The 19,599-nt window shown below is 67.6% G+C and carries 16 protein-coding genes; 9 read left to right on the top strand and 7 right to left on the bottom strand.

Annotated elements, in window-relative coordinates; genetic code table 11:
- Positions 1 to 47: 47 nt before the first annotated feature.
- The 4 genes from speB to K0M70_RS13915 all read right to left on the bottom strand — a co-directional run bounded on the left by speB (position 48) and on the right by K0M70_RS13915 (position 5,279).
- Positions 48 to 1,103, bottom strand: coding sequence for an agmatinase (gene speB, locus K0M70_RS13930; protein ID WP_290782923.1), 1,056 nt, complete (start codon positions 1,101 to 1,103; stop codon positions 48 to 50).
- A 90-nt stretch (positions 1,104 to 1,193) separates the two neighbouring features.
- Positions 1,194 to 2,708: a CoA-acylating methylmalonate-semialdehyde dehydrogenase gene (locus tag K0M70_RS13925; RefSeq protein WP_290782921.1), complete on the bottom strand. Its 1,515-nt coding sequence runs from the start codon at positions 2,706 to 2,708 to the stop codon at positions 1,194 to 1,196.
- Positions 2,709 to 2,762: 54 nt separating this feature from the next.
- On the bottom strand, positions 2,763 to 3,878 hold the full coding sequence (gene ald, locus K0M70_RS13920) for an alanine dehydrogenase (RefSeq protein ID WP_290782919.1): 1,116 nt from the start codon (positions 3,876 to 3,878) through the stop codon (positions 2,763 to 2,765).
- A 48-nt stretch (positions 3,879 to 3,926) separates the two neighbouring features.
- Positions 3,927 to 5,279 (bottom strand): aspartate aminotransferase family protein, encoded by a 1,353-nt coding sequence (locus tag K0M70_RS13915; protein WP_290782917.1) that lies wholly within the window; start codon positions 5,277 to 5,279, stop codon positions 3,927 to 3,929.
- Positions 5,280 to 5,414: 135 nt separating this feature from the next.
- Between K0M70_RS13915 and K0M70_RS13910 the strand changes: the two genes are divergently transcribed.
- Positions 5,415 to 5,960, top strand: coding sequence for a cupin domain-containing protein (locus tag K0M70_RS13910; protein ID WP_290782915.1), 546 nt, complete (start codon positions 5,415 to 5,417; stop codon positions 5,958 to 5,960).
- 11 nt (positions 5,961 to 5,971) lie between these two features.
- Positions 5,972 to 7,474 carry an aldehyde dehydrogenase gene (locus K0M70_RS13905; protein WP_290782913.1) on the top strand — a complete coding sequence of 501 codons (1,503 nt, stop codon included), beginning with the start codon at positions 5,972 to 5,974 and terminating at the stop codon, positions 7,472 to 7,474.
- Between the two features lie 35 nt (positions 7,475 to 7,509).
- On the opposite strand, the gene K0M70_RS13900 is transcribed toward K0M70_RS13905, so the two are convergent.
- Positions 7,510 to 8,157, bottom strand: coding sequence for a glycosyltransferase family A protein (locus K0M70_RS13900; RefSeq protein ID WP_290782911.1), 648 nt, complete (start codon positions 8,155 to 8,157; stop codon positions 7,510 to 7,512).
- A gap of 168 nt (positions 8,158 to 8,325) precedes the next feature.
- Between K0M70_RS13900 and K0M70_RS13895 the strand changes: the two genes are divergently transcribed.
- Positions 8,326 to 9,591: a ferredoxin reductase family protein gene (locus K0M70_RS13895; protein WP_290782910.1), complete on the top strand. Its 1,266-nt coding sequence runs from the start codon at positions 8,326 to 8,328 to the stop codon at positions 9,589 to 9,591.
- A gap of 48 nt (positions 9,592 to 9,639) precedes the next feature.
- On the opposite strand, the gene K0M70_RS13890 is transcribed toward K0M70_RS13895, so the two are convergent.
- Positions 9,640 to 10,929, bottom strand: coding sequence for an FAD-binding oxidoreductase (locus K0M70_RS13890; protein ID WP_290782908.1), 1,290 nt, complete (start codon positions 10,927 to 10,929; stop codon positions 9,640 to 9,642).
- Between the two features lies 1 nt (position 10,930).
- Positions 10,931 to 12,310, bottom strand: coding sequence for a glutamine synthetase family protein (locus K0M70_RS13885; protein ID WP_290782906.1), 1,380 nt, complete (start codon positions 12,308 to 12,310; stop codon positions 10,931 to 10,933).
- Between the two features lie 226 nt (positions 12,311 to 12,536).
- Between K0M70_RS13885 and K0M70_RS13880 the strand changes: the two genes are divergently transcribed.
- From K0M70_RS13880 to K0M70_RS13855, 6 genes are all read left to right on the top strand, one after another.
- The gene (locus K0M70_RS13880; RefSeq protein WP_290782905.1) at positions 12,537 to 13,292 is read left to right on the top strand and encodes a gamma-glutamyl-gamma-aminobutyrate hydrolase family protein; all 756 of its coding nucleotides are present in this window, start codon (positions 12,537 to 12,539) and stop codon (positions 13,290 to 13,292) included.
- A 4-nt stretch (positions 13,293 to 13,296) separates the two neighbouring features.
- Positions 13,297 to 14,682, top strand: a complete 1,386-nt coding sequence (locus K0M70_RS13875; protein WP_290782903.1) for a glutamine synthetase family protein — start codon at positions 13,297 to 13,299, stop codon at positions 14,680 to 14,682.
- Positions 14,683 to 14,729: 47 nt separating this feature from the next.
- Positions 14,730 to 16,100 carry an aspartate aminotransferase family protein gene (locus K0M70_RS13870; protein ID WP_290782901.1) on the top strand — a complete coding sequence of 457 codons (1,371 nt, stop codon included), beginning with the start codon at positions 14,730 to 14,732 and terminating at the stop codon, positions 16,098 to 16,100.
- A gap of 91 nt (positions 16,101 to 16,191) precedes the next feature.
- The gene (locus K0M70_RS13865) at positions 16,192 to 17,322 is read left to right on the top strand and encodes an extracellular solute-binding protein (RefSeq protein ID WP_290782899.1); all 1,131 of its coding nucleotides are present in this window, start codon (positions 16,192 to 16,194) and stop codon (positions 17,320 to 17,322) included.
- Positions 17,323 to 17,456: 134 nt separating this feature from the next.
- Positions 17,457 to 18,554 (top strand): polyamine ABC transporter ATP-binding protein, encoded by a 1,098-nt coding sequence (potA, locus tag K0M70_RS13860; protein WP_290782927.1) that lies wholly within the window; start codon positions 17,457 to 17,459, stop codon positions 18,552 to 18,554.
- 5 nt (positions 18,555 to 18,559) lie between these two features.
- The gene (locus tag K0M70_RS13855; protein WP_290782925.1) at positions 18,560 to 19,468 is read left to right on the top strand and encodes an ABC transporter permease subunit; all 909 of its coding nucleotides are present in this window, start codon (positions 18,560 to 18,562) and stop codon (positions 19,466 to 19,468) included.
- Positions 19,469 to 19,599 lie beyond the last annotated feature (131 nt).

The following is a 19,599-nucleotide window of genomic DNA, read 5'->3' as shown; positions in this document are numbered from 1 at the left end:
GCTGACGTTGATGTTCGTGGTGGGCGCCGTGATGCTGGTGCTGCTGTTCAACCTGGCGCGCGGAATGGCCTGAGGCGGGCCGAGCCGCGGGCTGGCCTGCGCGCACGCGTGCCGGCCCCGCAAAGTCCGCGGGCGCGCGCCGGCCGGGACGCCGCCAGCGCCGCCAGCAACTCCTGCGCCACCGACGCCGCGGCCAGCGAGGTGATTTCGCTGGTGTCGAAGGGCGGGCTGACTTCCACCACGTCCATGCCGACGATGGGCAGCCCGGCGAGGCCGCGCACCAGCTGCAGCGCCTGGTGGGTGCTGAAGCCGCCCACCACGGGCGTGCCGGTGCCGGGTGCATAGGCCGGGTCCAGGAAATCGATGTCGAAGGTGACGTAGCACTTCATGCCGCCCACGCGCTCGCGGATGGCGGCGATGGCGGCGTCCACCCCGTGCGCGTGCAGCTCGCGGGCATCGAGAACTCGAAACCCGTGCGTTTCGCCGTTGTGGGTGCGCATGCCCAGCTGGATCGAATGCGCCGGGTCCACGTAGCCCAGCCGCGCGGCGTGGAAGAACATGGTGCCGTGGTCGATGCGCCCGTCGGCGTCGCGCCATGTGTCGCTGTGGGCGTCGAAATGCACCAGGGCCATCGGGCCGTGCACGGCGTGCAGCGCCCGCAGAACCGGGAAGCTCACGAAGTGGTCGCCGCCCAGCGTCAGCGGCACCACGCCGTGGGCGAGGATGCCGGCGTACGCCGCGGTTATGGCGTCAGGCGCTTCGTGCGGGCGGCCCGAATCGAAGTAAACGTCGCCCCAGTCCACCACGTTCAGGCGCTCCAGCGGGTCGAAGTCCCAGGCGTAGGGCGGGCACCAGGCCAGCGACGCGGAGGCGGCGCGGATGGCGCGCGGCCCCAGGCGGGTGCCGGGGCGGTTGGTGGTGGCGAGGTCGAAGGGCACGCCGACGACGGCGACATCCACGCCGGCCAAGTCCTTGGTATAGCGCCGTCTGAGGAAGCTCGGCGCCCCCGAGTAGGTCGGCTCCGCCTGGCTGCCGTAAGGCGACGTGCGGGTAAAGGCCAGGTCGGTGGTGGCTGGAACGATCGGCGTATCGGAATTCGACATGGAATGCTCCGTTCGGAGATCAGTCCACTCGTCGTTCCTGCCGCAAGGCATCGCCGGGACGAGGGTCACCGGTCCGTCGTGGCGGGGCGCCTACTTCATCGTCGGCATCGTGAATTCGGCCTGCGCGCGCACGCCGGTGGGCCAGCGCGCGGTCACGGTCTTGAGCCGCGTGTAGAAGCGCACGCCGTCCGGGCCATGCATGTGCAGCGGCCCGAACAGGCTGCGCTTCCAGCCACCGAAGCTGTGGAACGCCATGGGCACCGGGATGGGCACGTTGATGCCGACCATGCCCACCTGCACCTGGTGCGCGAACTGCCGGGCGGCGTCGCCGTCACGGGTGAACACCGCCGTGCCGTTGCCGTACTCGTGGCCGTTGACCAGGGCCAGCGCGGCGTCGAAGTCGGCCACGCGCACCACGCACAGGACCGGCCCGAAAATTTCCTCGCGGTAGATCTTCATCTGCGAGGTGACCCGGTCGAACAGGCAGCCGCCCAGGAAGAAGCCGGCTTCGGCGCCCGCGACCTTCCGTCCGCGGCCATCCACCACCAGCGTGGCGCCCTCCGCTACGCCGTCGTCCACGTAGCCGCGCACCTTGTCGCGGTGCGCGCCGGTCACCAGTGGGCCCATGTCGGGGTCGCCCTGGCAGCCCGGGCCGATGCGCAGCGCCTCGACCATGGGCTTGAGCCGCGCCACCAGCGCGTCGGCGGTGGCGTCGCCCACGCACACGGCCACCGAGATGGCCATGCAGCGCTCGCCGGCCGAACCGTAGCCGGCGCCCAGCAGCGCATTCGCCGCGCCTTCGATGTCGGCGTCGGGCAGCAGCACCATGTGGTTCTTGGCGCCGCCCAGGGCCTGCACGCGCTTGCCTTTGGCGCTGCCGCGGGCATAGATGTATTGCGCGATGGGCGTGGAGCCGACGAAGCTCAGCGCCTGCACGCGCGGGTCGTCCAGCAGCGCATCCACGGCTTCCTTGTCCCCGTGCACCACGTTGAACACGCCGTCGGGCAGCCCCGCTTCCGTCAGCAGCCGCGCCAGGATCATCGGCGTGCCGGGATCGCGCTCGGACGGCTTGAGGATGAAGGTGTTGCCGCAGGCCAGCGCCACCGGGAACATCCACATCGGCACCATGCAGGGAAAGTTGAACGGCGTGATGCCGGCCACTACGCCCAGCGGTGCGTATTCGGTCCACGAATCCACGTCGCGGCCCACGTTCATCGAATGCTCGCCCTTGAGCAGGTGCGGCGCACCGCAGGCGAACTCCACCACTTCCAGGCCGCGCGTGAGTTCACCGCGCGCGTCGGCCAGCACCTTGCCGTGCTCGGAGGTGATGCACGCAGCGATTTCGTCCGCGTGCGCTTCCAGCAGTTCCTTGAACTTGAACAGCACCCGGGCGCGGTTGAGCGGGGTGGTGGCGGCCCAGGCCGGGAACGCGGCCTGCGCCGAAGCAATCGCCGCCTCGACATCGGACGTCGAGGCTAGCGCGACGGACGCCTGCACCTGCCCGGTGGCCGGGTCGAAGACATCGGCGTAGCGACCGCTGCCGCCGTCGCGGGCCTGGCCCTGGATGAAGTGCAGGATGCGGCGCGTCTGGGCAGCGTGGGTCATGGGGGTCCCTGGGAGAAAGAACCCCGGCGCTGGTGCGCCGGGGCCGGGAAAAACTCAGCCAGCGAGGGCCTCGGCGGCGGGCACGTAGTCGTAGCCCAGGTCGCGGGCGACCGCTTCATACGTAATTTTACCGGCGTGGACGTTCAGGCCGTTGAGCAGGTGCGGGTCGTCCAGCATCGCCTGGGCGCCCTTGTTGGCCAGCTGCACGGCGAAGGGCAGGGTGGCGTTGGTGAGCGCGAAGGTGGACGTGCGGGCCACGCCGCCCGGCATGTTGGCCACGCAGTAGTGGACGATGCCGTCCACTTCGTAGGTCGGGTTCTGGTGGGTGGTGGCCCGGGACGTCTCGAAGCAGCCGCCCTGGTCGATGGCAACGTCCACCAGCACCGAGCCGGGCCGCAGCAGCGCCAGCTGGGCACGCGACACCAGCTTGGGCGCCGCGGCGCCCGGGATCAGCACCGCGCCGATCACCAGGTCCGTGCGCGGCAGCAGCTGTTCGATGGCGTCGCGGGTGGAATAGATGGTGTTGAGCTGGTGGCCGTAGAGCTCGTCCAGGTACTTCAGCCGGTCCAGCGAGCGGTCGAGGATGGTGACGTTGGCATTCATGCCCATGGCCATGCGCGCGGCGTTGATGCCGACCACGCCGCCGCCGATCACCAGCACTTCGGCCGGCTCCACGCCCGGCACGCCGCCCAGCAGCACGCCCGAGCCGCCCTGGGCTTTCTCCAGCGCGTGCGCGCCGGCCTGGATGGACATGCGCCCCGCCACTTCGCTCATCGGCGCCAGCAGCGGCAGGCCGCCCTTGCGGTCGGTGACGGTTTCGTAGGCGATGCAGGTGGCGCCGGATTTCACCAGGGCCTTGGTTTGCTCGGGATCGGGCGCCAGGTGCAGGTAGGTGTAGAGAATCTGGCCCGTGCGCAGCATCGCGCATTCCACCGGCTGGGGTTCCTTCACCTTGATGATCATGTCGGCCTTGGCGAAGATCACCGCGGCGCTGTCGACGATCGAGGCGCCGGCCTTTTCGTACATTTCGTTGGTCAGGCCGATGGAGAGGCCGCCGTCGCGCTGCACCATTACCTGGTGGCCGTGCGCGGTGAGCTCGCGGACGCCGGCCGGGGTAAGGCCGATGCGGTACTCGTGGTTCTTGATCTCTTTGGGGACGCCGATAAGCATGGAGCTGCCCTCCCGGGGCGGAACTGTTCTTGTGGGGTCGGCCGCCGGTCAGGCGGTGGCGCGTATGGTAGCGGCCAGCCGGTCGAAAATCAGGTCAATGTGGTCTTTTTGCAGGATCAGCGGCGGCGAAAGGGCCAGCACGTCACCGGTGCAGCGCACCATGAGGTTCTGTTCATGGAACGCGTGGTTGAAGGCATCGTAGCCGCGGGCACCGGGCGCGCCCTCGCGCGACGCCAGCTCGACGGCGCCGATCAAGCCGAAGTTGCGGATGTCGATCACGTTGGGCAGCCCCTTCAGCGCGTGGATCGCGTCTTCCCAATACTGGCCCAGTTCGATCGCCTTCTCGAACAGGTTTTCGTCCCGATAGGTGTCCAGCGTGGCCAGGGCGGCCGCGCAGGCCAGCGGGTGGCCTGAATAGGTGTAGCCGTGGAAGAGCTCGATGGCGCCTTCGGGGCCGTGCATGAACGCGTCGTGGATCTTGCCCGTGGCGAACACTGCGCCCATGGGCACGCTGCCGCTGGTGAGCCCCTTGGCCACGGTGATGAGGTCGGGCGTGACGCCGAAGCGCTGCGCCGCGAAGGCCTTGCCGACGCGGCCAAAGCCCGTGATCACTTCGTCGAAGATCAACAGGATGCCGTGCTTGTCGCAGATCTCGCGCAGCCGCTTGAGGTAGCCGTCGGGCGGAATGACCACGCCGGCGCTGCCCGAGATGGGCTCGACGATCACCGCGGCGATGGTGCTGGCATCGTGCAGCGCCACCAGCCGCTCGAGGTCTTCGGCCAACTCCACGCCGTGCTGCGGCAGGCCGCGGTTGAAGGCGTTGCGGCCAATGTCCAGGGTGTGCCGCAGGTGGTCCACGCCGGCCAGCATGGGCCCGAAGAACTTGCGGTTGTTGACCATGCCGCCGACCGAAATGCCGCCGAAGCCGACGCCGTGGTAGCCCTTCTCGCGGCCGATCAGCCGCGTGCGTTGGCCTTCGCCGCGGGCGCGGTGGTAGGCCAGGGCGATCTTGAGCGCGGTGTCCACCGACTCGGAGCCCGAGTTGGTGAAGAAGACGTGGTCCAGGCCATCAGGCGCGATTTCCACCAGCCGCTCGGCCAGCACGAAGGGCAGGGGGTGGCCCATCTGGAAGGTGGGCGCGAAGTCCAGCGTGGCCGCCTGGTCCTGGATGGCCTTGACGATGCGCGGGCGGGCGTGGCCGGCGTTGCAGCACCACAGGCCGCCGGTGCCGTCGAGGATTTCGCGGCCGTCGGTGCTGCGGTAGTACATGCCCTCGGCGCTGGCCAGCAGGCGCGGCGTCTTCTTGAACTGCCGGTTGGCGGTGAACGGCATCCAGAACGCGTCGGTGTGCTCCGGCGCAACGGTGGCTGGGCTGGCGGAAGCGTCGTCGGACGGGCTCATGGCTGGGCTCGGGGCAGGGGGTAAAGCAAGCTTACCGCGTTGAATAAAATTTACAATCATCGGGAAAAAACGGGTTTCATTGACCGGACCCGGGGTGGGTGTTAAATATTCAGCATCATTCGGGAGGCGCGGGCTTTGGATATCGGTGTTCGGCTGCAGGCGGTGCGCAAGGGCAAGGGGCTGAGCCAGCGCGAGCTGGCCAAGCGCGTGGGCGTCACCAATTCCACCATCTCACTGATCGAACAGAACAAGGTCAGCCCGTCCATCAGCTCGCTCAAGAAGGTGCTCGACGGCATCCCGATCTCGCTGGCCGACTTTTTCACCATGGACCTGGCCGACACCGGCGACAGCCCGTTCTACGCCGCCGCCGACCTGCCGGACGTGGGCAACAACGAGGTCCACTACTTCCTGGTGGGCCAGCATCGCGCCAACCGCCAGATGTGCATCCTGCGCGAGGTGATGCCGCCAGGCAGCGACACCGGCGAAACCATGCTCAGCCACGACGGCGAGGAGGGCGGCGTGATCGTCCAGGGCCAGGTGGAGCTGACCGTGGGCGACCAGGTCCGCGTGCTCGGCCCCGGCGAGGCCTATTACTTCGAAAGCCGCCAGCCGCACCGTTTCCGCAACGTCGGCCGCGACGAGGCCATTCTCGTCAGCGCCAACACCCCTCCTTCGTTCTGAGAGCCACCACCATGACCACGCCCAAGACCCGCGAAGACTGGCAGCAGCTGGCCGCCGGCCTGTCCATCCGCCGGCAGGCCTTCATCGACGGCCGTTACGTGGACGCTGCCAGCGGCAAGACCTTCGACTGCATCAGCCCGATCGACGGCCGCGTGCTGGCGGCGGTGGCCGAATGCGGCGCGCAGGACATTGACGTGGCTGTGCGCGCGGCGCGCCGGGCCTTCGATGGCGGCCAGTGGTCGGACGCTTCCCCGCGCCATCGCAAGAAGGTGATCCTGAAGTTCGCCCAGCTGCTCGAAGCGCACGCCGATGAGCTGGCGCTGCTGGAGTCGCTGGACATGGGCAAGCCGGTGGCCGATGCGCTGAACGTGGACGTGGCCGCATCGGTGCGCTGCATGGCCTGGACCGGCGAGGCCATCGACAAGGTTTATGGCGAAGTGGCGTCCACCGGCAGCGACGAACTGGGCCTGGTGACCCGCGAACCGCTGGGCGTGGTGGGCGCGATCGTGCCCTGGAACTTCCCGCTGCTGATGGCCTGCTGGAAGATCGCCCCGGCCCTGGCCATGGGCAACTCGGTGGTGCTCAAGCCGTCGGAAAAATCCCCGCTCAGCGCGCTGCGCATCGCCGAGCTGGCGATGGCGGCCGGCATCCCGGCCGGCGTGTTCAACGTGGTGCCCGGCTTGGGCAAGGAAGCGGGCGAGCCGCTGGCGCTGCACATGGACGTGGACGGCCTGGTGTTCACCGGCTCCACCGCCGTGGGCAAGCACCTGCTCACCTGCGCCGGCCGCTCCAACCTCAAGCGCGCCTACATGGAGTGCGGTGGCAAAAGCCCGAACCTGGTGTTTGCCGACGCCCCGAGCCTCGACCGCGCCGCCAAGGCCGCGGCCAGCGGCATCTTCTACAACCAGGGCGAGGTTTGCACGGCCGCCTCGCGCCTGTTCGTCGAGCGTTCCATCAAGGACGCGTTCGTGGCCAAGGTGGCCGATTACGGCCAGCGCATGCAGCCGCGGCACCCCCTGGACCCGGGTGCGCCGATGGGCGCGATGGTGGACGAGGCGCAGACCGCGCGCGTGCTGGAGTACATCGCCAAAGGCCGCGCCGAAGGCGGCCAGGTGGTGATCGGCGGCGAACGCCTGCAGACCGTGGACGGTGGCTGCTACATCGGCCCGACCATCTTCGACGGCGTCCAGCACGGCCACACCATCGCCCGTGAGGAGATCTTCGGGCCGGTGCTGAGCGTCATCGCCTTCGACACGGAAGAAGACGCCCTGCGCATGGCCAACGACAGCGACTACGGCCTGGCCGCGGGCGTCTTCACCAGCGACCTCAGCCGCGCCCACCGCGTGGCGCGCAAGCTGCGCGCCGGCAGCGTGTGGGTGAATTACTGGGACGGCGGCGACATGACCGCGCCGTTCGGCGGCTACAAGCAGAGCGGCAACGGCCGCGACAAGTCGCTGCACGCTTTCGAGAAGTACACCGAGGTCAAGGCCACCTGGATCAATCTCGAGCCCTGAGGCCAGGCCGCGCCCCGGCGCCTGGCACGGCCCGCCTAACGCGCAACGGGCAGGCGCTGTTCGCGGGTGAGCGATTCGGGATGGTTGCGATGGTAGACGTAGGAGCGCCGCGCCAGGTAGCCACGCTGGCCGCCGTGGGCCAGCAGGCGCCGCATCAGCGCCGATTCCTCGGCATACGCTAGGTCGGGGAAACCGCCCACGGCCAGCATCAGCTCGCGGCGCAGCACCAGCATGCCCACGCCGATGCAATGGTCGAGATGGATGTCCTGCCCGGGGTTGTGGGCGCAGGGAACCATCGAGCTGCCCATCACCCGCATCGGTGAAACCCAGATGTCGACGGCCGGCTCCGCCTCGATCGCCTCGCGGTGGCGGGACAGGTGGTCGGGTTCGATCTCGTCGTCGCTGTCCAGGAAGGCAATCCACGGCGCCCGTGCTTCCAGCAGCAAGCGATTGCGTGAGGCGGCCTGTCCCCGGTTGGCGTGCTGCCAGGTGTGCACGCGGTCGTCGCGCTTCCGGTAAGCGGCGAGCACTTCGGCGGTGCCATCGCTCGAGCCATCGTCGGCCACCAGCAGCTCCCAGGAGGACTCATGCTGGGCCAGCACCGACGCCACCGCGCGCGGAAGCAGGTTGCCGCGGTTGAAGGTGGGGAGCAGGATCGAAAAGTGGGGCAGCGCAGTATCCATTGCTTATTGCACGACAGCGCATGTCGCCAACCCGTGTAGACGGGGTCAGTGCACAGCCCCGCGCGCCGGCGCCGTGGCCCTGCGTTGACGCCGGTCAAGGGGCGGACGCAGTGCGGCGCGCACAGTGGGGCGTGCCTGACCCCCTGCGGCACGCCCCGATGACTCGACATGCGCGTCAAAACCCCACTTTTCCTCACCGCACTGGTGTTGTTGAGCTTCCTGCTGGTTGCCCTGGCCTTGCCCCGCGGCACCCGGGCGACCCTGGCGGGACTGAGCCTGGGCTCCGGGGTCGCGGCGCTGGTGCTGATGGCCTTCGCCTCGGTCCTGGGGGCGCGCTGGAAGCTGGTCGAGTCCGCGTTCGGCGGGCTGGACCGGGTGTACGAAACCCACAAGTGGCTGGGCGTCTGGGCGCTGGCGTTCGCATCGGTGCACCTGGTGTTCAAGGCCGGCATGCCCGGCTGGGAGACGGCGGCGATCATCGACCTGCCGTCTTTCCTGGTGCGGCTGTTGCGCCAGCTTTCGTTCGTGGCGCTGATGCTGATCGTGCTGCTGGCGCTGAACCGGAAGATCCCGTATCGCACCTGGCGCTGGTGGCACAAGCTTTCCGGGCCGCTGTTCGTGGTGGTCGTGCTGCATTGGCTCAGCTTCAAGACGCCGATCGTGCTGGCGTCACCGGCGGGCGCATGGCTGGCGCTGGCCGCCACCCTGGGCATCGTTGCCGCTTTCTACAAGCTGCTGCTGTATCCGTACCTGTCCAACCACGCCGAGTATCGGATCACCCAGGTGGTGCCCGGCCCCTCGGCCGTGAAGCTGGTGATGGCGCCGACTGGCGAAGGCCTCGGGTTCAAGGCGGGGCAGTTTGCTTTCATCTCCATCGGCGAGCCCGGGCTGCGCGAGCCGCACCCGTTCACCATCGCCAGTGCCGGCGAACCCGGCGAACCGGTGCAGTTCGTCATCCGCGCCTTGGGTGATTATACCGGCACGCTGGTGGCGAAGGCGGCCGTGGGCATGCTTGCCGAGGTCCATGCGCCTTTCGGTCGGTTCGCGCGGCCCACGCAGGCTGTCCGTGAAGTGTGGATCGCGGGCGGCGTGGGCATCTCGCCCTTCATCGCCTGGCTCGACGACACCCACGCGGGCGACCTTGAGCGAGTAACCCTGTTCAACTTCCAGACGCCGGGTCGGGCGTTCCCTTCCTCGGAGGAAGTCGAGGCACTGGCCCGGGCGCGGGGCGTGCAATACGTCCCGATGCTGGTGGGGATTGATTCAACGGCGTTCCAGGACCGCTTCGCGCAGCTCGCGCAAACGGCGGGCCCGGACGGGCTGGTGGTCTGCTTCTGTGGCCCCCGCGGACTGCTCGATCACGTGCGCCGGGCGATGGCCAGGCACCACGTGCCCGAGCGCCAGCTGCGCTACGAGTTCTTCGAGTTCCGCTGACCGCCCAGGCGTGGCTCGATGCCGGCCTAGGGTTTGAACCCTGCAGCCTCACCACAGCGCATCGCGCAGCTTGAACCAGGCCATCGCGGCCACCAGCAGCGGCGTGCGCAGGGCGCGGCCGCCGGGGAAGTTGTGGTGCGGGATGCTTTCGAAGACATCCAGGCGCCCGGCCTGGCCGCGTATGGCCTGCGCGACGATGCGACCGGCCAGTCCCGTCGCGGCCACGCCGTGGCCACTGAAGCCCTGCGCGAAGTACACGTTGTCGCCCAGCCGGCCCCAGTGCGGCGCGCGGTTGAGGCTGATGTCGATCAGCCCGCCCCAGACGGTTTCAAACTTGACCCCGCGCAGCTGCGGGAACACGCGGGCCATGCGCCCGGCCATGTTGGCGGCCAGGCGCGGCGGGGGCAGGGTGGAGTAGCTGGCGCGGCCGCCGAACAGCAGGCGGTGGTCGGCGCTGAGCCGGAAATAGTCCAGCGCCCAGTTGGTGTCGGCCACGGCCATGTCGTTGCCGATCAGGCTTCGCGCCCGCTCTTCGCCCAGCGGCCCGGTGGCGCCGATGTAGGTGCCCACGGGCATGATCTTGTCGTCCAGCTCGGGCGCGATGCCGTGCACCAAGGCGTTGCCGGCCAGCACGCAGAAGTCGCCCGCCACTTCGCCCAGGGCCGTCCGCAGGCGGGGACGCGGCCCGCGCGTGAGCGACAGCACGGGCGAGTGCTCGAAGATGCGCACGCCGGCGGCCACCGCGGCACGCGCCAGGCCCAGGGTGTAGTTGAGCGGATGCAGGTGGCCCGAGCGCGGGTCGTACAGCCCGCCCAGGTAGCGCGGGCTGGACAGCTGCGACTGAAGCTGGTCGCGGTCCCACCACTGCAAGGGGTAGGCGTAATTCTCGGCCAGGTCGCGCTGCCAGGCCTTGAGCTCATGCACGTGGCGCGGCTTGATCGCCACGTGTGCGTGGCCGCTGCGCCAGTGGGCGGCGATGTCGTGGCTGGCAATGCGCTCGCGCACCAGGTCCACGCCCTCCACCGACCAGTCGAACAGCTGGCGCGAAACGTCAAGGCCGACCAGTGACGCAATTTTCGACTGATCGCAGCCATAGCCAAAGATCACCTGGCCGCCGTTGCGTCCCGACGCGCCCCAGCCGACGCGATGGGCCTCCACCACCACCACGTCCAGCCCGGCCTGCGCCAGCTCCAGCGCCGCGGACAGGCCCGTCAGGCCCGCGCCCAGCACGATCACGTCGGCGGTGAGGCGGCCCTCCAGCCGGGCATGCTCCGGCGCCGGCGTGGCGCTTCGCGAATACCAGGAGTCCACGTGCGCGGACGGGTTGCGCACGGTCATCTCACACCGTCCGCAGGTACCAGTCGTACTCCAGCGTGGTCACTTCGCGGTTGAAGCTGCGAAGCTCCTTGAGCTTCTGCTGGCCGAAGATGTGCCGGAACGATTCACCGAAATGGCTGGCCACGAAGTCGCTGGCCATGAAGTCGTTGATGGTGTCGCGCCAATACAGCTCGCGGTGCTCGGTCTGTTCGTAGGCGTTGCCCACCACGGGTGCGCCCGGGTCGCCCTTGTCGTCTAGCCCCTGCAGGATGCCGGCCAGCACCGCGGCCGTGACCAGGTAGGGATTGGCGTCGGCGCCGGCGATGCGGTGCTCGATGCGGATGTTGGCCGGGTCGCTGTGCGGGATGCGCATGGCCACCGTTCGGTTGTTGAATCCCCAGGCGTCGTTGAGCGGCACGAAGGCGTTGAGCACGAAGCGGCGGTAGCTGTTGGCGTGCGGGGCGAACATCAGCATGCAGTCGCGGCTGGCCTTCTGCAGGCCGGCCACGCCGTGGCGCAGCGTGTCGGAGGGTGAGTCGGGCGTGCAGGCGAAGATGTTCTTTCCGGCCGCGTCGAGCACGCTCACGTGGATGTGGGTGCCGCTGCCGGCCTGGTCCACGAAGGGCTTGGCCATGAAGCTGCCGATCATGCCCTGTTCCTCGGCGGTGGCCTTCACCACGCGGCGCAGCATCAGCGCGTCGTCGCAGGCGGCCACGGCGTCGGCGCGGTGCTTGAGGTTGATCTCGAACTGGCCGGGCGCGTATTCGGCCACCGCCGTGTCGGCGGGGATCCCCTGCGCCGCGCAGGCGTCCGCCACCGCATCGGTGAACGACTGGTAGTCGTTGAGGTCCTGCATGTAATAGACCTGCGTGGTCCGGTTACGCTCGCCGGTGGCGGGGTTCACCGAGGTCTGCGGGCGGCCGTCGTGGGTGAGTTCGGCGTCCAGCAGGTAGAACTCCAGCTCCACCGCCACCACCGGCGTCAGGCCGCGGTCGGTATAGCGCTGCACCACGCGCTTGAGCACTTCGCGCGGGTTGGCGGCGAACAGGCCGCCCTGGCCGTCCTCCATTTCCAGCAGCAGCTGGGCCATCGGGCGGTTCTGCCAGGGGATGGGGCGCAGGCTGCCCGGCACCGGGCGGCAGATGCGGTCCTCGTCGCCGATGTCGTAGCCCAGGCCGGTTTCTTCGACCGTGTTGCCGGTGATGTCGGTGGCGATCAGCGACATGGGCAGGCAGACGCCGTTCTGGTACACCTTTTCCAGCGCGTCGCGGGTGATGCGCTTGCCGCGCAGCAGGCCGTTCATGTCGGGCAGCAGCAGGTCGATCTGCTCGCAGCCGTCGATCTGCTCGAGGGTGGCGGCGTCGGCGGCGGGGAGATGGCTGGAGGTCATGGCGTCGGGCATTGGCGAGGTTCGCCGGATACTAGCACTGGGCCCGAGAGGCTGTAAAAAATCCTCATCATCACGAACAGCTCCTAGCGCCGCGCCCGCGCCGGGCCTGGGCCGCACAGGCCGCCAAAGCCACCTGTTGCAACGCAGCACGACCCACTGCGCGTTGCGAAATGGCGCAAACCGCGTTGATAAAATCAAACGGCCGGGGTAAGGTCAGGCATCAATTCGCGAGGCGCCCATGCGTCGAATCCCGCTGGTAGGACTGCCCTCGGACCGCAAGCAGATCGGGCACCACCCGTTCCAGGCGGTGGGCGAGAAATACCTGCGCGCGGTGGTGGACGGTGCGGGCTGCCTGCCCCTGGTCATTCCCTCGCTGTCGCCGCCGCTGGATCTGCGCCAGGTCCTTGGCCAGCTCGACGGCCTGGTGCTCACCGGCGCCTACAGCAATATCGAGCCGCACCACTATTCCGACGAACCCAGCTGGCCGGGCAACCACCACGACCCCGCGCGCGACGCCACCACGCTGGGCATCGTGCCGCTGGCCATCGAGATGGGCGTGCCGGTGCTGGCCATCTGCCGCGGCTTCCAGGAAGTGGTGGTGGCGCTGGGCGGCACGCTGCACCAGAAGGTGCACGACGTGCCGGGCTTCGACGACCACCGCGAAAACACCGAAGACCCGCTCGGCGTGCAGTACGCGCCCTCGCACGTGATCGACCTGGCCGAAGGCGGCCTGCTGGCCGGCATCGCCGGCGCCCGCGAAGCGATGGTCAATTCGCTGCACGGGCAGGGGCTGCGCACCCTGGGCGCCGGGCTGGTGGTGGAAGCCACGGCCCGCGACGGCCTGGTGGAAGCGGTTCGGCTGGACGATCCTGGGCCTTTCCTGCTTGCGGTGCAGTGGCACCCGGAGTGGAGGGTCACCGAGAACCCGTTCTACCTGGGCATCTTCCAAGCCTTCGCGGCGGCCTGCCGCGAACGCGCCAGCCAAAGACCCTAGCCCCATGAGCAAGAAGAAAGATCCCAAGCAGACCCCCGCCGAGCAGCAGGAAAGCACGCTCAAACGCTGGCTGAAGGAACGCCGCATCACCGAAGTCGAGTGCCTGGTGCCCGACATCACCGGCAACGCCCGCGGAAAGATCATCCCGGCCGCGAAGTTTTCGCATGACTACGGCACGCGCCTGCCCGAAGGCATCTTCGCCACCACAGTCACCGGCGAGTACCCCGACAACTACGATGACCTGGTGTCGCCCTCGGACTCGGACATGCTGCTGCGCCCCGACGCCGACACCGTGCGCATGGTGCCCTGGGCCACCGACCCCACCGCACAGGTGATCCACGACTGCTACACCAAGGACGGCACCCGCCACGAACTGGCCCCGCGCAACGTGCTGCACCGCGTACTGCAGCTTTACACCGACATGGGCCTGGCCCCGGTCATCGCGCCCGAGCTGGAGTTCTTCCTGGTCCAGCGCAACACCGATCCGGACTTCCCGCTGCAGCCGCCCGCCGGCCGCAACGGCCGCCCGGAAACCGCGCGCCAGTCCTATTCCATCGACGCAGTGAACGAGTTCGACCCGATCCTGGACCTGATGTACGACTACTGCGAGGCGATGGAGCTGGACGTGGACACGCTGATCCACGAGTCCGGCGCGGCCCAGCTGGAAGTGAACTTCGAGCACGCCGACCCGATGTCGCGCGCCGACCAGGTGTTCCTGTTCAAGCGCACCATGCGCGAGGCGGCGATGCGGCACGGCATCTACGCCACCTTCCTGGCCAAGCCGATGGAAAACGAGCCGGGCAGTTCGATGCACATCCACCAGAGCCTGCTGGACGCCAAGACCGGCAGGAACGTCTTCGCCGGTGGCAAGAAGGGCCAGCTCAGCGACCTGTTCATGCACTACCTGGCCGGCCTGCAGAAATACACGCCGGCGGCGATGGCGATCCTGGGCCCCAACGTCAATTCCTACCGCCGGCTGGCATTCGGCGAGGTGTCGCCCAAGAACGTGCAGTGGGGCTACGACAATCGCACCTGCGGCCTGCGCGTGCCGATGGACACGCCGGAGAACACCCGGGTGGAGAGCCGCTTCGCCGGGTCGGACGTCAATCCCTACCTGGCGCTGGCCGCCACGCTGGCCTGTGGCTACCTGGGCATCAAGGAAAAGCTGCAGCCCACCGAGCCGCTGGCCGGCAGCGCCCACAGCAAGGGCTATGACCTGCCGCGTTCGCTGGAAGAAGCCATCGTGCTGCTGCGCAAGTCCAAGCCGCTGCGCGGCCTGCTGGGCGAACGCTTCGTCAAGGCCTACACGTCGGTGAAGGAAAAGGAGCACCAGACTTACTTCCGCGTCATCAGCTCGTGGGAGCGCGAGTTCCTGCTGCTCAACGTCTGACGCCAGGCAACGCCTCCCTGTTTTCACCACCACTTCCGGAATCGCCCATGGAAAACACCCACAGCACGCTGCAGCAGCTTGACGCGGCCCACCATATGCATCCTTTCAACGACAACGCGGCGCTGGCCAAGCGGGGCACCCGCATCCTGACCCGGGGCGAGGGCTGCTACGTCTGGGATTCGGAAGGCAACAAGCTTCTTGACGCGTTCGCCGGCCTTTGGTGCGTGAACATTGGCTACGGCCGCAGGGAGCTGGGCGAAGTGGCGTCCCGGCAGATGACGCAGCTGGCTTACTACAACAGCTTCTTCGGCTGCACCACCGAACCCACCGTGCACCTGGCCGCCAAGCTGGCCGAACTGTGCCCGGGCGACCTCAACCACGCCTTCTTCTCGAATTCGGGTTCCGAGGCCAACGACACCATCCTGCGCATGGTCCGGCACTTCTGGGCGGTGCAGGACCAGCCGGAGAAGAACATCATCATCGGCCGCCACAACGGCTACCACGGCTCAACCGTGGCCGGCGCCAGCCTGGGCGGCATGAAGGGCATGCACAAGCAGGGCGGCCTGCCCATTCCCGACATCCACCACATCGACCCGCCGTTCTGGTTCGCCGACGGCGGCGACATGGACGAGGAAACCTACGGCCGGCACTGCGCCCAGCGCCTGGAAGACAAGATTCTCGAGCTGGGCGCGAACCGCGTCGCCGCCTTCATTGGCGAGCCGATCATGGGCGCCATCGGCGTGTACATCCCGCCGAAGAACTACTGGAAGCAGATCGAGCGCATCTGCCGCAAGCACGACGTGCTGCTGATCGCCGACGAGGTCATCTGCGGTTTCGGCCGCACCGGCGAGTGGTTCGCGGCCGACTACTACGGCTTCCAGCCCGACATCATGACCCTGGCCAAGGGCATCACCAGCGGCTACATCCCGCTGGGCGCGGCCATGTTCAACGACCGCGTGGCCGGCGTGCTCAACGAGAAGGGCGGCGAACTGGCGCACGGCTACACCTACTCGGGCCACCCGGTGTGCGCGGCGGTGGCGCTGGAGAACATCCGCATTCTGCAGGAAGAGAAGATCGTGGACACCTGCCGCACCGACACCGGCCCCTACCTCGCCGAGAGATGGCGGGCGCTGGGCGAGCACCCCCTGGTGGGCGAGGCGCGCATCGTGGGCATGGTGGGCGCGCTGGAGCTGGTACCCGACAAGTCGCGCCGGGACTTCTTCCCCGACCGCGGCCGGGTGGGGCAGCTTTGTCGCGACATGGCGCTCAAGAACGGCCTGATCCTGCGGGCCACCTATGATTCGATGCTGCTTTCGCCGCCCCTGGTCATCACCCGCGCCCAAGTGGACGAGCTGGCCGAAAAGGCCTGGAAATCACTCGACCAGACGGCCCGGGAACTGGGCATGGCCACCGGCTGACGCGGGCTGGCCGGCATCCGGCCGCTGTGTATGATTGGGTCAGCCCCGGGGCGATGGTTCAAGCGGTTCACTCACTGAAAGGGGATACGTGATGAAGATCAAGATGACCGTACTGGCGACTGCGCTGCTCGCCGCCGCCTGCAGCAACCAGTCCGCGCCGGAGGCCGGAGGGGATGCGGCCCAGGCGCCGGAAGCGCCCAAGGTCCTGAACGTCTACAACTGGTCGGACTACATCGCCGAAGACACCATCGCCAACTTCGAGAAAGAGACCGGCGTCAAGGTCACCTACGACGTGTTCGACTCCAACGAAGTGCTGGAAGCGAAGCTGCTGGCCGGCAACACCGGCTACGACATCGTGGTGCCGTCGCTCACCTTCCTCTCGCGCCAGATCCAGGCCGGTGTGTTCCAGCCGCTCGACAAGTCGCGGTTCACCCAGTACGGCAACCTCGACTCCGAGATCATGGCCCTGCTGGCGAAGAACGACGCCGACAACGCCCACAGCGTGCCCTACCTGTGGGGCACCACCGGCATCGGCTACAACGTGGCGAAGGTGAAGGCCGCACTGGGCGACGATTTCCCCCTCGACAGCTGGGCCATGGTGTTCGAACCTGAAACCCTGGCCAAGCTCAAGGGCTGCGGCGTGGCCATCCTGGACACCCCGTCGGAGATCATTCCGCCGGTGCTGGACTACCTGGGCGAAGAGCCCAACAGCTTCGACGAAGCCGTCATCCAGAAAGCCGTCGACCGCCTGGCGCTGCTGCGGCCGTCCATCACCTACTTCCACTCGTCCCAGTACATCAACGACCTGGCCAACGGCGACATCTGCGTGGCCATCGGCTGGTCGGGCGACATCATCCAGGCCCAGGCGCGCGCCGCCGAAGCCGACAAGGGCGTGGAGGTGAGCTACATCATTCCCAAGGAAGGCGCACCGATGTGGTTCGACATGCTGGCCATCCCCAAGGGGGCCAAGAACGTCGACAACGCCTACCTGTTCATTGACTACCTGATGCGCCCGGACGTGATGGCCGGCGTGCAGAACTACGTGGCCTACGCCAGCGCCAACCAGGCGGCGCTGCCCATGGTGGACCAGACCATCCTTGACGACCCGGGCATCTACCCCACGCCCGAGGCCAGGCAGGGCCTGTACACGCTGGCCGTGCTGCCGCCTGAAGTGGATCGCCTGTTCACGCGCCACTGGACCACGCTCAAGACCGGCAAGTAAGCACAGGGGGCGGGCCAGAAGGTCCGCCCCCTGCATTGCATCACCGACGGGCCACGGCCCAGGCAAGTACCAGATGGGGCTTGATGATGGCAGCAGTACCCAACGGCGCGCCGGCTGGCGCACCCAAGAACGAAATGCTCGGAGCCCACGACTACCTGCGCATTGAATCGGTGCGCAAGGAGTTCGACGGCTTCGTGGCGGTGGACGACGTCAGCCTGTCCATCCGCAAGGGCGAGATCTTCGCCCTGCTGGGCGCGTCGGGCTGCGGCAAGTCCACGCTGCTGCGCTGCCTGGGCGGGTTCGAGAAGCCCACCAAGGGCCGGGTGATCCTGGACGGCCAGGACATCACCGACCTGCCGCCGTACGAGCGGCCGATCAACATGATGTTCCAGTCCTATGCGCTGTTCCCGCACATGAGCGTGGAGCAGAACATCGCCTTCGGCCTCAAGCAGGACGGCATGCCCAAGGCCGACATCACCCGGCGCGTGGCCGAGATGCTGGCGCTGGTGCAGATGGAGAAATTCGCCCGGCGCCGGCCGCACCAGCTTTCGGGCGGCCAGCAGCAGCGCGTGGCGCTGGCAAGGTCGCTGGCCAAGAGCCCCAAGCTGCTTTTGCTGGACGAGCCGATGGGCGCGCTGGACAAGAAACTGCGCTCGCAGATGCAGCTCGAGCTGGGCAACATCGTCGAGCGGCTGGGGGTTACCTGCGTCATGGTCACCCACGACCAGGAAGAGGCCATGACCATGGCCCACCGCATTGCCATCATGGACGCGGGCTGGATCCGCCAGCTCGGCACGCCCGATGAAATCTACGAACAGCCCAGCTGCCGGTTCACCGCCGAATTCATCGGCTCGGTGAACCTGATCGAGGGCAAGATCAAGGACGACGAGAAGGATTTCATCACCATCACCAGCCCGGCGCTGGACTGCCTGGCCTACGTGGGCCACGGCGTCACCGGCTTCGAAGGCCAGGACGTGGCGCTGGCGCTGCGCCCCGAAAAGGTGGCCGTTAGCAAGGACGAACCCCCGCAGCTGCACAACAAGGCCAAGGGCATCATCGAAGACATCGCCTACTTCGGCAGCCATTCGGTGTTCCACGTGCGGCTGGCCAACGGCAGCAAGATCCTGGCCAACATGATCAACAGCCAGCGCTGGGCCAGCGAGAAGTTCACCTGGAACGATGCCGTCTGGCTCAGCTGGGACGACCAGGCCGGCGTGGTGCTGACCTCGTGAGGCGGCTGGGCACTTCCATCCGCAAGCGCCTGCCCGGCCCGCGCTGGCTGGTGATTGCCGTGCCCTACCTGTGGATGCTGCTGTTCTTCGCCGTGCCGTTCGCCATCGCGCTCAAGATCAGCTTCGCCAGTGCGGCCATCGCCATGCCGCCTTACACCCCGCTGGTGGAGTGGGTGGGCGACAGCGTGAAGCTGAGCCTGAACTGGGCCAACTACCTGTACCTGCTGCGCGACAGCCTGTACGTCAACGCCTACCTGAGCTCGCTCAAGATCGCCTTCATCGCCACGTTCCTGTGCCTGCTGCTGGGCTATCCGATCGCCTATTCCATTGCGCGCATGACGCCGGCCAACCGCAACATCGCGCTGATGCTGGTCATCCTTCCGTCCTGGACGTCGTTCCTGATCCGCATCTACGCCTGGGTGGGCATCCTCAAGAACAACGGCCTGCTCAACAACTTCCTGATGAACATCGGCCTGATCGACGAGCCGCTGCAGATACTGCACACGCCGGTCGCCGTTTACATCGGCATCGTCTACGCCTACCTGCCGTTCATGGTGCTGCCGCTGTACGCCAACCTGGTCAAGCACGACTATCGGTTGATCGAGGCGGCCAACGACCTTGGCGCCCGTCCCTGGAAGTCCTTCCTCACCATCACCCTGCCGCTTTCCAAGGCCGGCATCATCGCCGGCGCCATGCTGGTGCTGATCCCGGTGGTGGGTGAGTTCGTGATCCCGGAAATGCTGGGCGGTGCCGACACGCTGATGATCGGCCGGGTGCTGTGGCAGGAGTTCTTCAACAACCGCGACTGGCCCGTGGCCTCGGCGGTGGCGATCGTGATGCTGGCGCTGCTGATCATTCCCATCATGGTCTTCCATCGCTACCAGTCCAAGGAAATGGAGGCGAGGTTGTCATGAGCCAGCCGCGCAACTCCAAGTTCACCCTGACGATGCTGCTGATGGGCTACGTTTTCCTCTACGCGCCCATCCACAGACTCATCTTGTATTCGTTCAACGAGTCGATGCTGGTGACTATGATGTGGGGATTT

Origin of the sequence: Arenimonas sp., assembly GCF_019459675.1 — a bacterium.
GTDB lineage: Bacteria > Pseudomonadota > Gammaproteobacteria > Xanthomonadales > Xanthomonadaceae > Arenimonas.
Note: the sequence above shows the minus strand (reverse complement) of the source record. Positions and strands in the feature narration are given on the sequence as shown.

Coding starts and splice junctions, on each gene's coding strand:
- ald (WP_290782919.1), bottom strand. CDS start 3,878: ATGCTTATCGGCGTCCCCAAAGAGATCAAGAACCACGAGTACCGCATC.
- K0M70_RS13905 (WP_290782913.1), top strand. CDS start 5,972: ATGACCACGCCCAAGACCCGCGAAGACTGGCAGCAGCTGGCCGCCGGC.
- K0M70_RS13870 (WP_290782901.1), top strand. CDS start 14,730: ATGGAAAACACCCACAGCACGCTGCAGCAGCTTGACGCGGCCCACCAT.
- speB (WP_290782923.1), bottom strand. CDS start 1,103: ATGTCGAATTCCGATACGCCGATCGTTCCAGCCACCACCGACCTGGCC.
- K0M70_RS13915 (WP_290782917.1), bottom strand. CDS start 5,279: ATGAGCCCGTCCGACGACGCTTCCGCCAGCCCAGCCACCGTTGCGCCG.
- K0M70_RS13895 (WP_290782910.1), top strand. CDS start 8,326: ATGCGCGTCAAAACCCCACTTTTCCTCACCGCACTGGTGTTGTTGAGC.
- K0M70_RS13925 (WP_290782921.1), bottom strand. CDS start 2,708: ATGACCCACGCTGCCCAGACGCGCCGCATCCTGCACTTCATCCAGGGC.
- K0M70_RS13865 (WP_290782899.1), top strand. CDS start 16,192: ATGAAGATCAAGATGACCGTACTGGCGACTGCGCTGCTCGCCGCCGCC.
- potA (WP_290782927.1), top strand. CDS start 17,457: ATGCTCGGAGCCCACGACTACCTGCGCATTGAATCGGTGCGCAAGGAG.
- K0M70_RS13875 (WP_290782903.1), top strand. CDS start 13,297: ATGAGCAAGAAGAAAGATCCCAAGCAGACCCCCGCCGAGCAGCAGGAA.
- K0M70_RS13890 (WP_290782908.1), bottom strand. CDS start 10,929: ATGACCGTGCGCAACCCGTCCGCGCACGTGGACTCCTGGTATTCGCGA.
- K0M70_RS13900 (WP_290782911.1), bottom strand. CDS start 8,157: ATGGATACTGCGCTGCCCCACTTTTCGATCCTGCTCCCCACCTTCAAC.
- K0M70_RS13880 (WP_290782905.1), top strand. CDS start 12,537: ATGCGTCGAATCCCGCTGGTAGGACTGCCCTCGGACCGCAAGCAGATC.
- K0M70_RS13885 (WP_290782906.1), bottom strand. CDS start 12,310: ATGCCCGACGCCATGACCTCCAGCCATCTCCCCGCCGCCGACGCCGCC.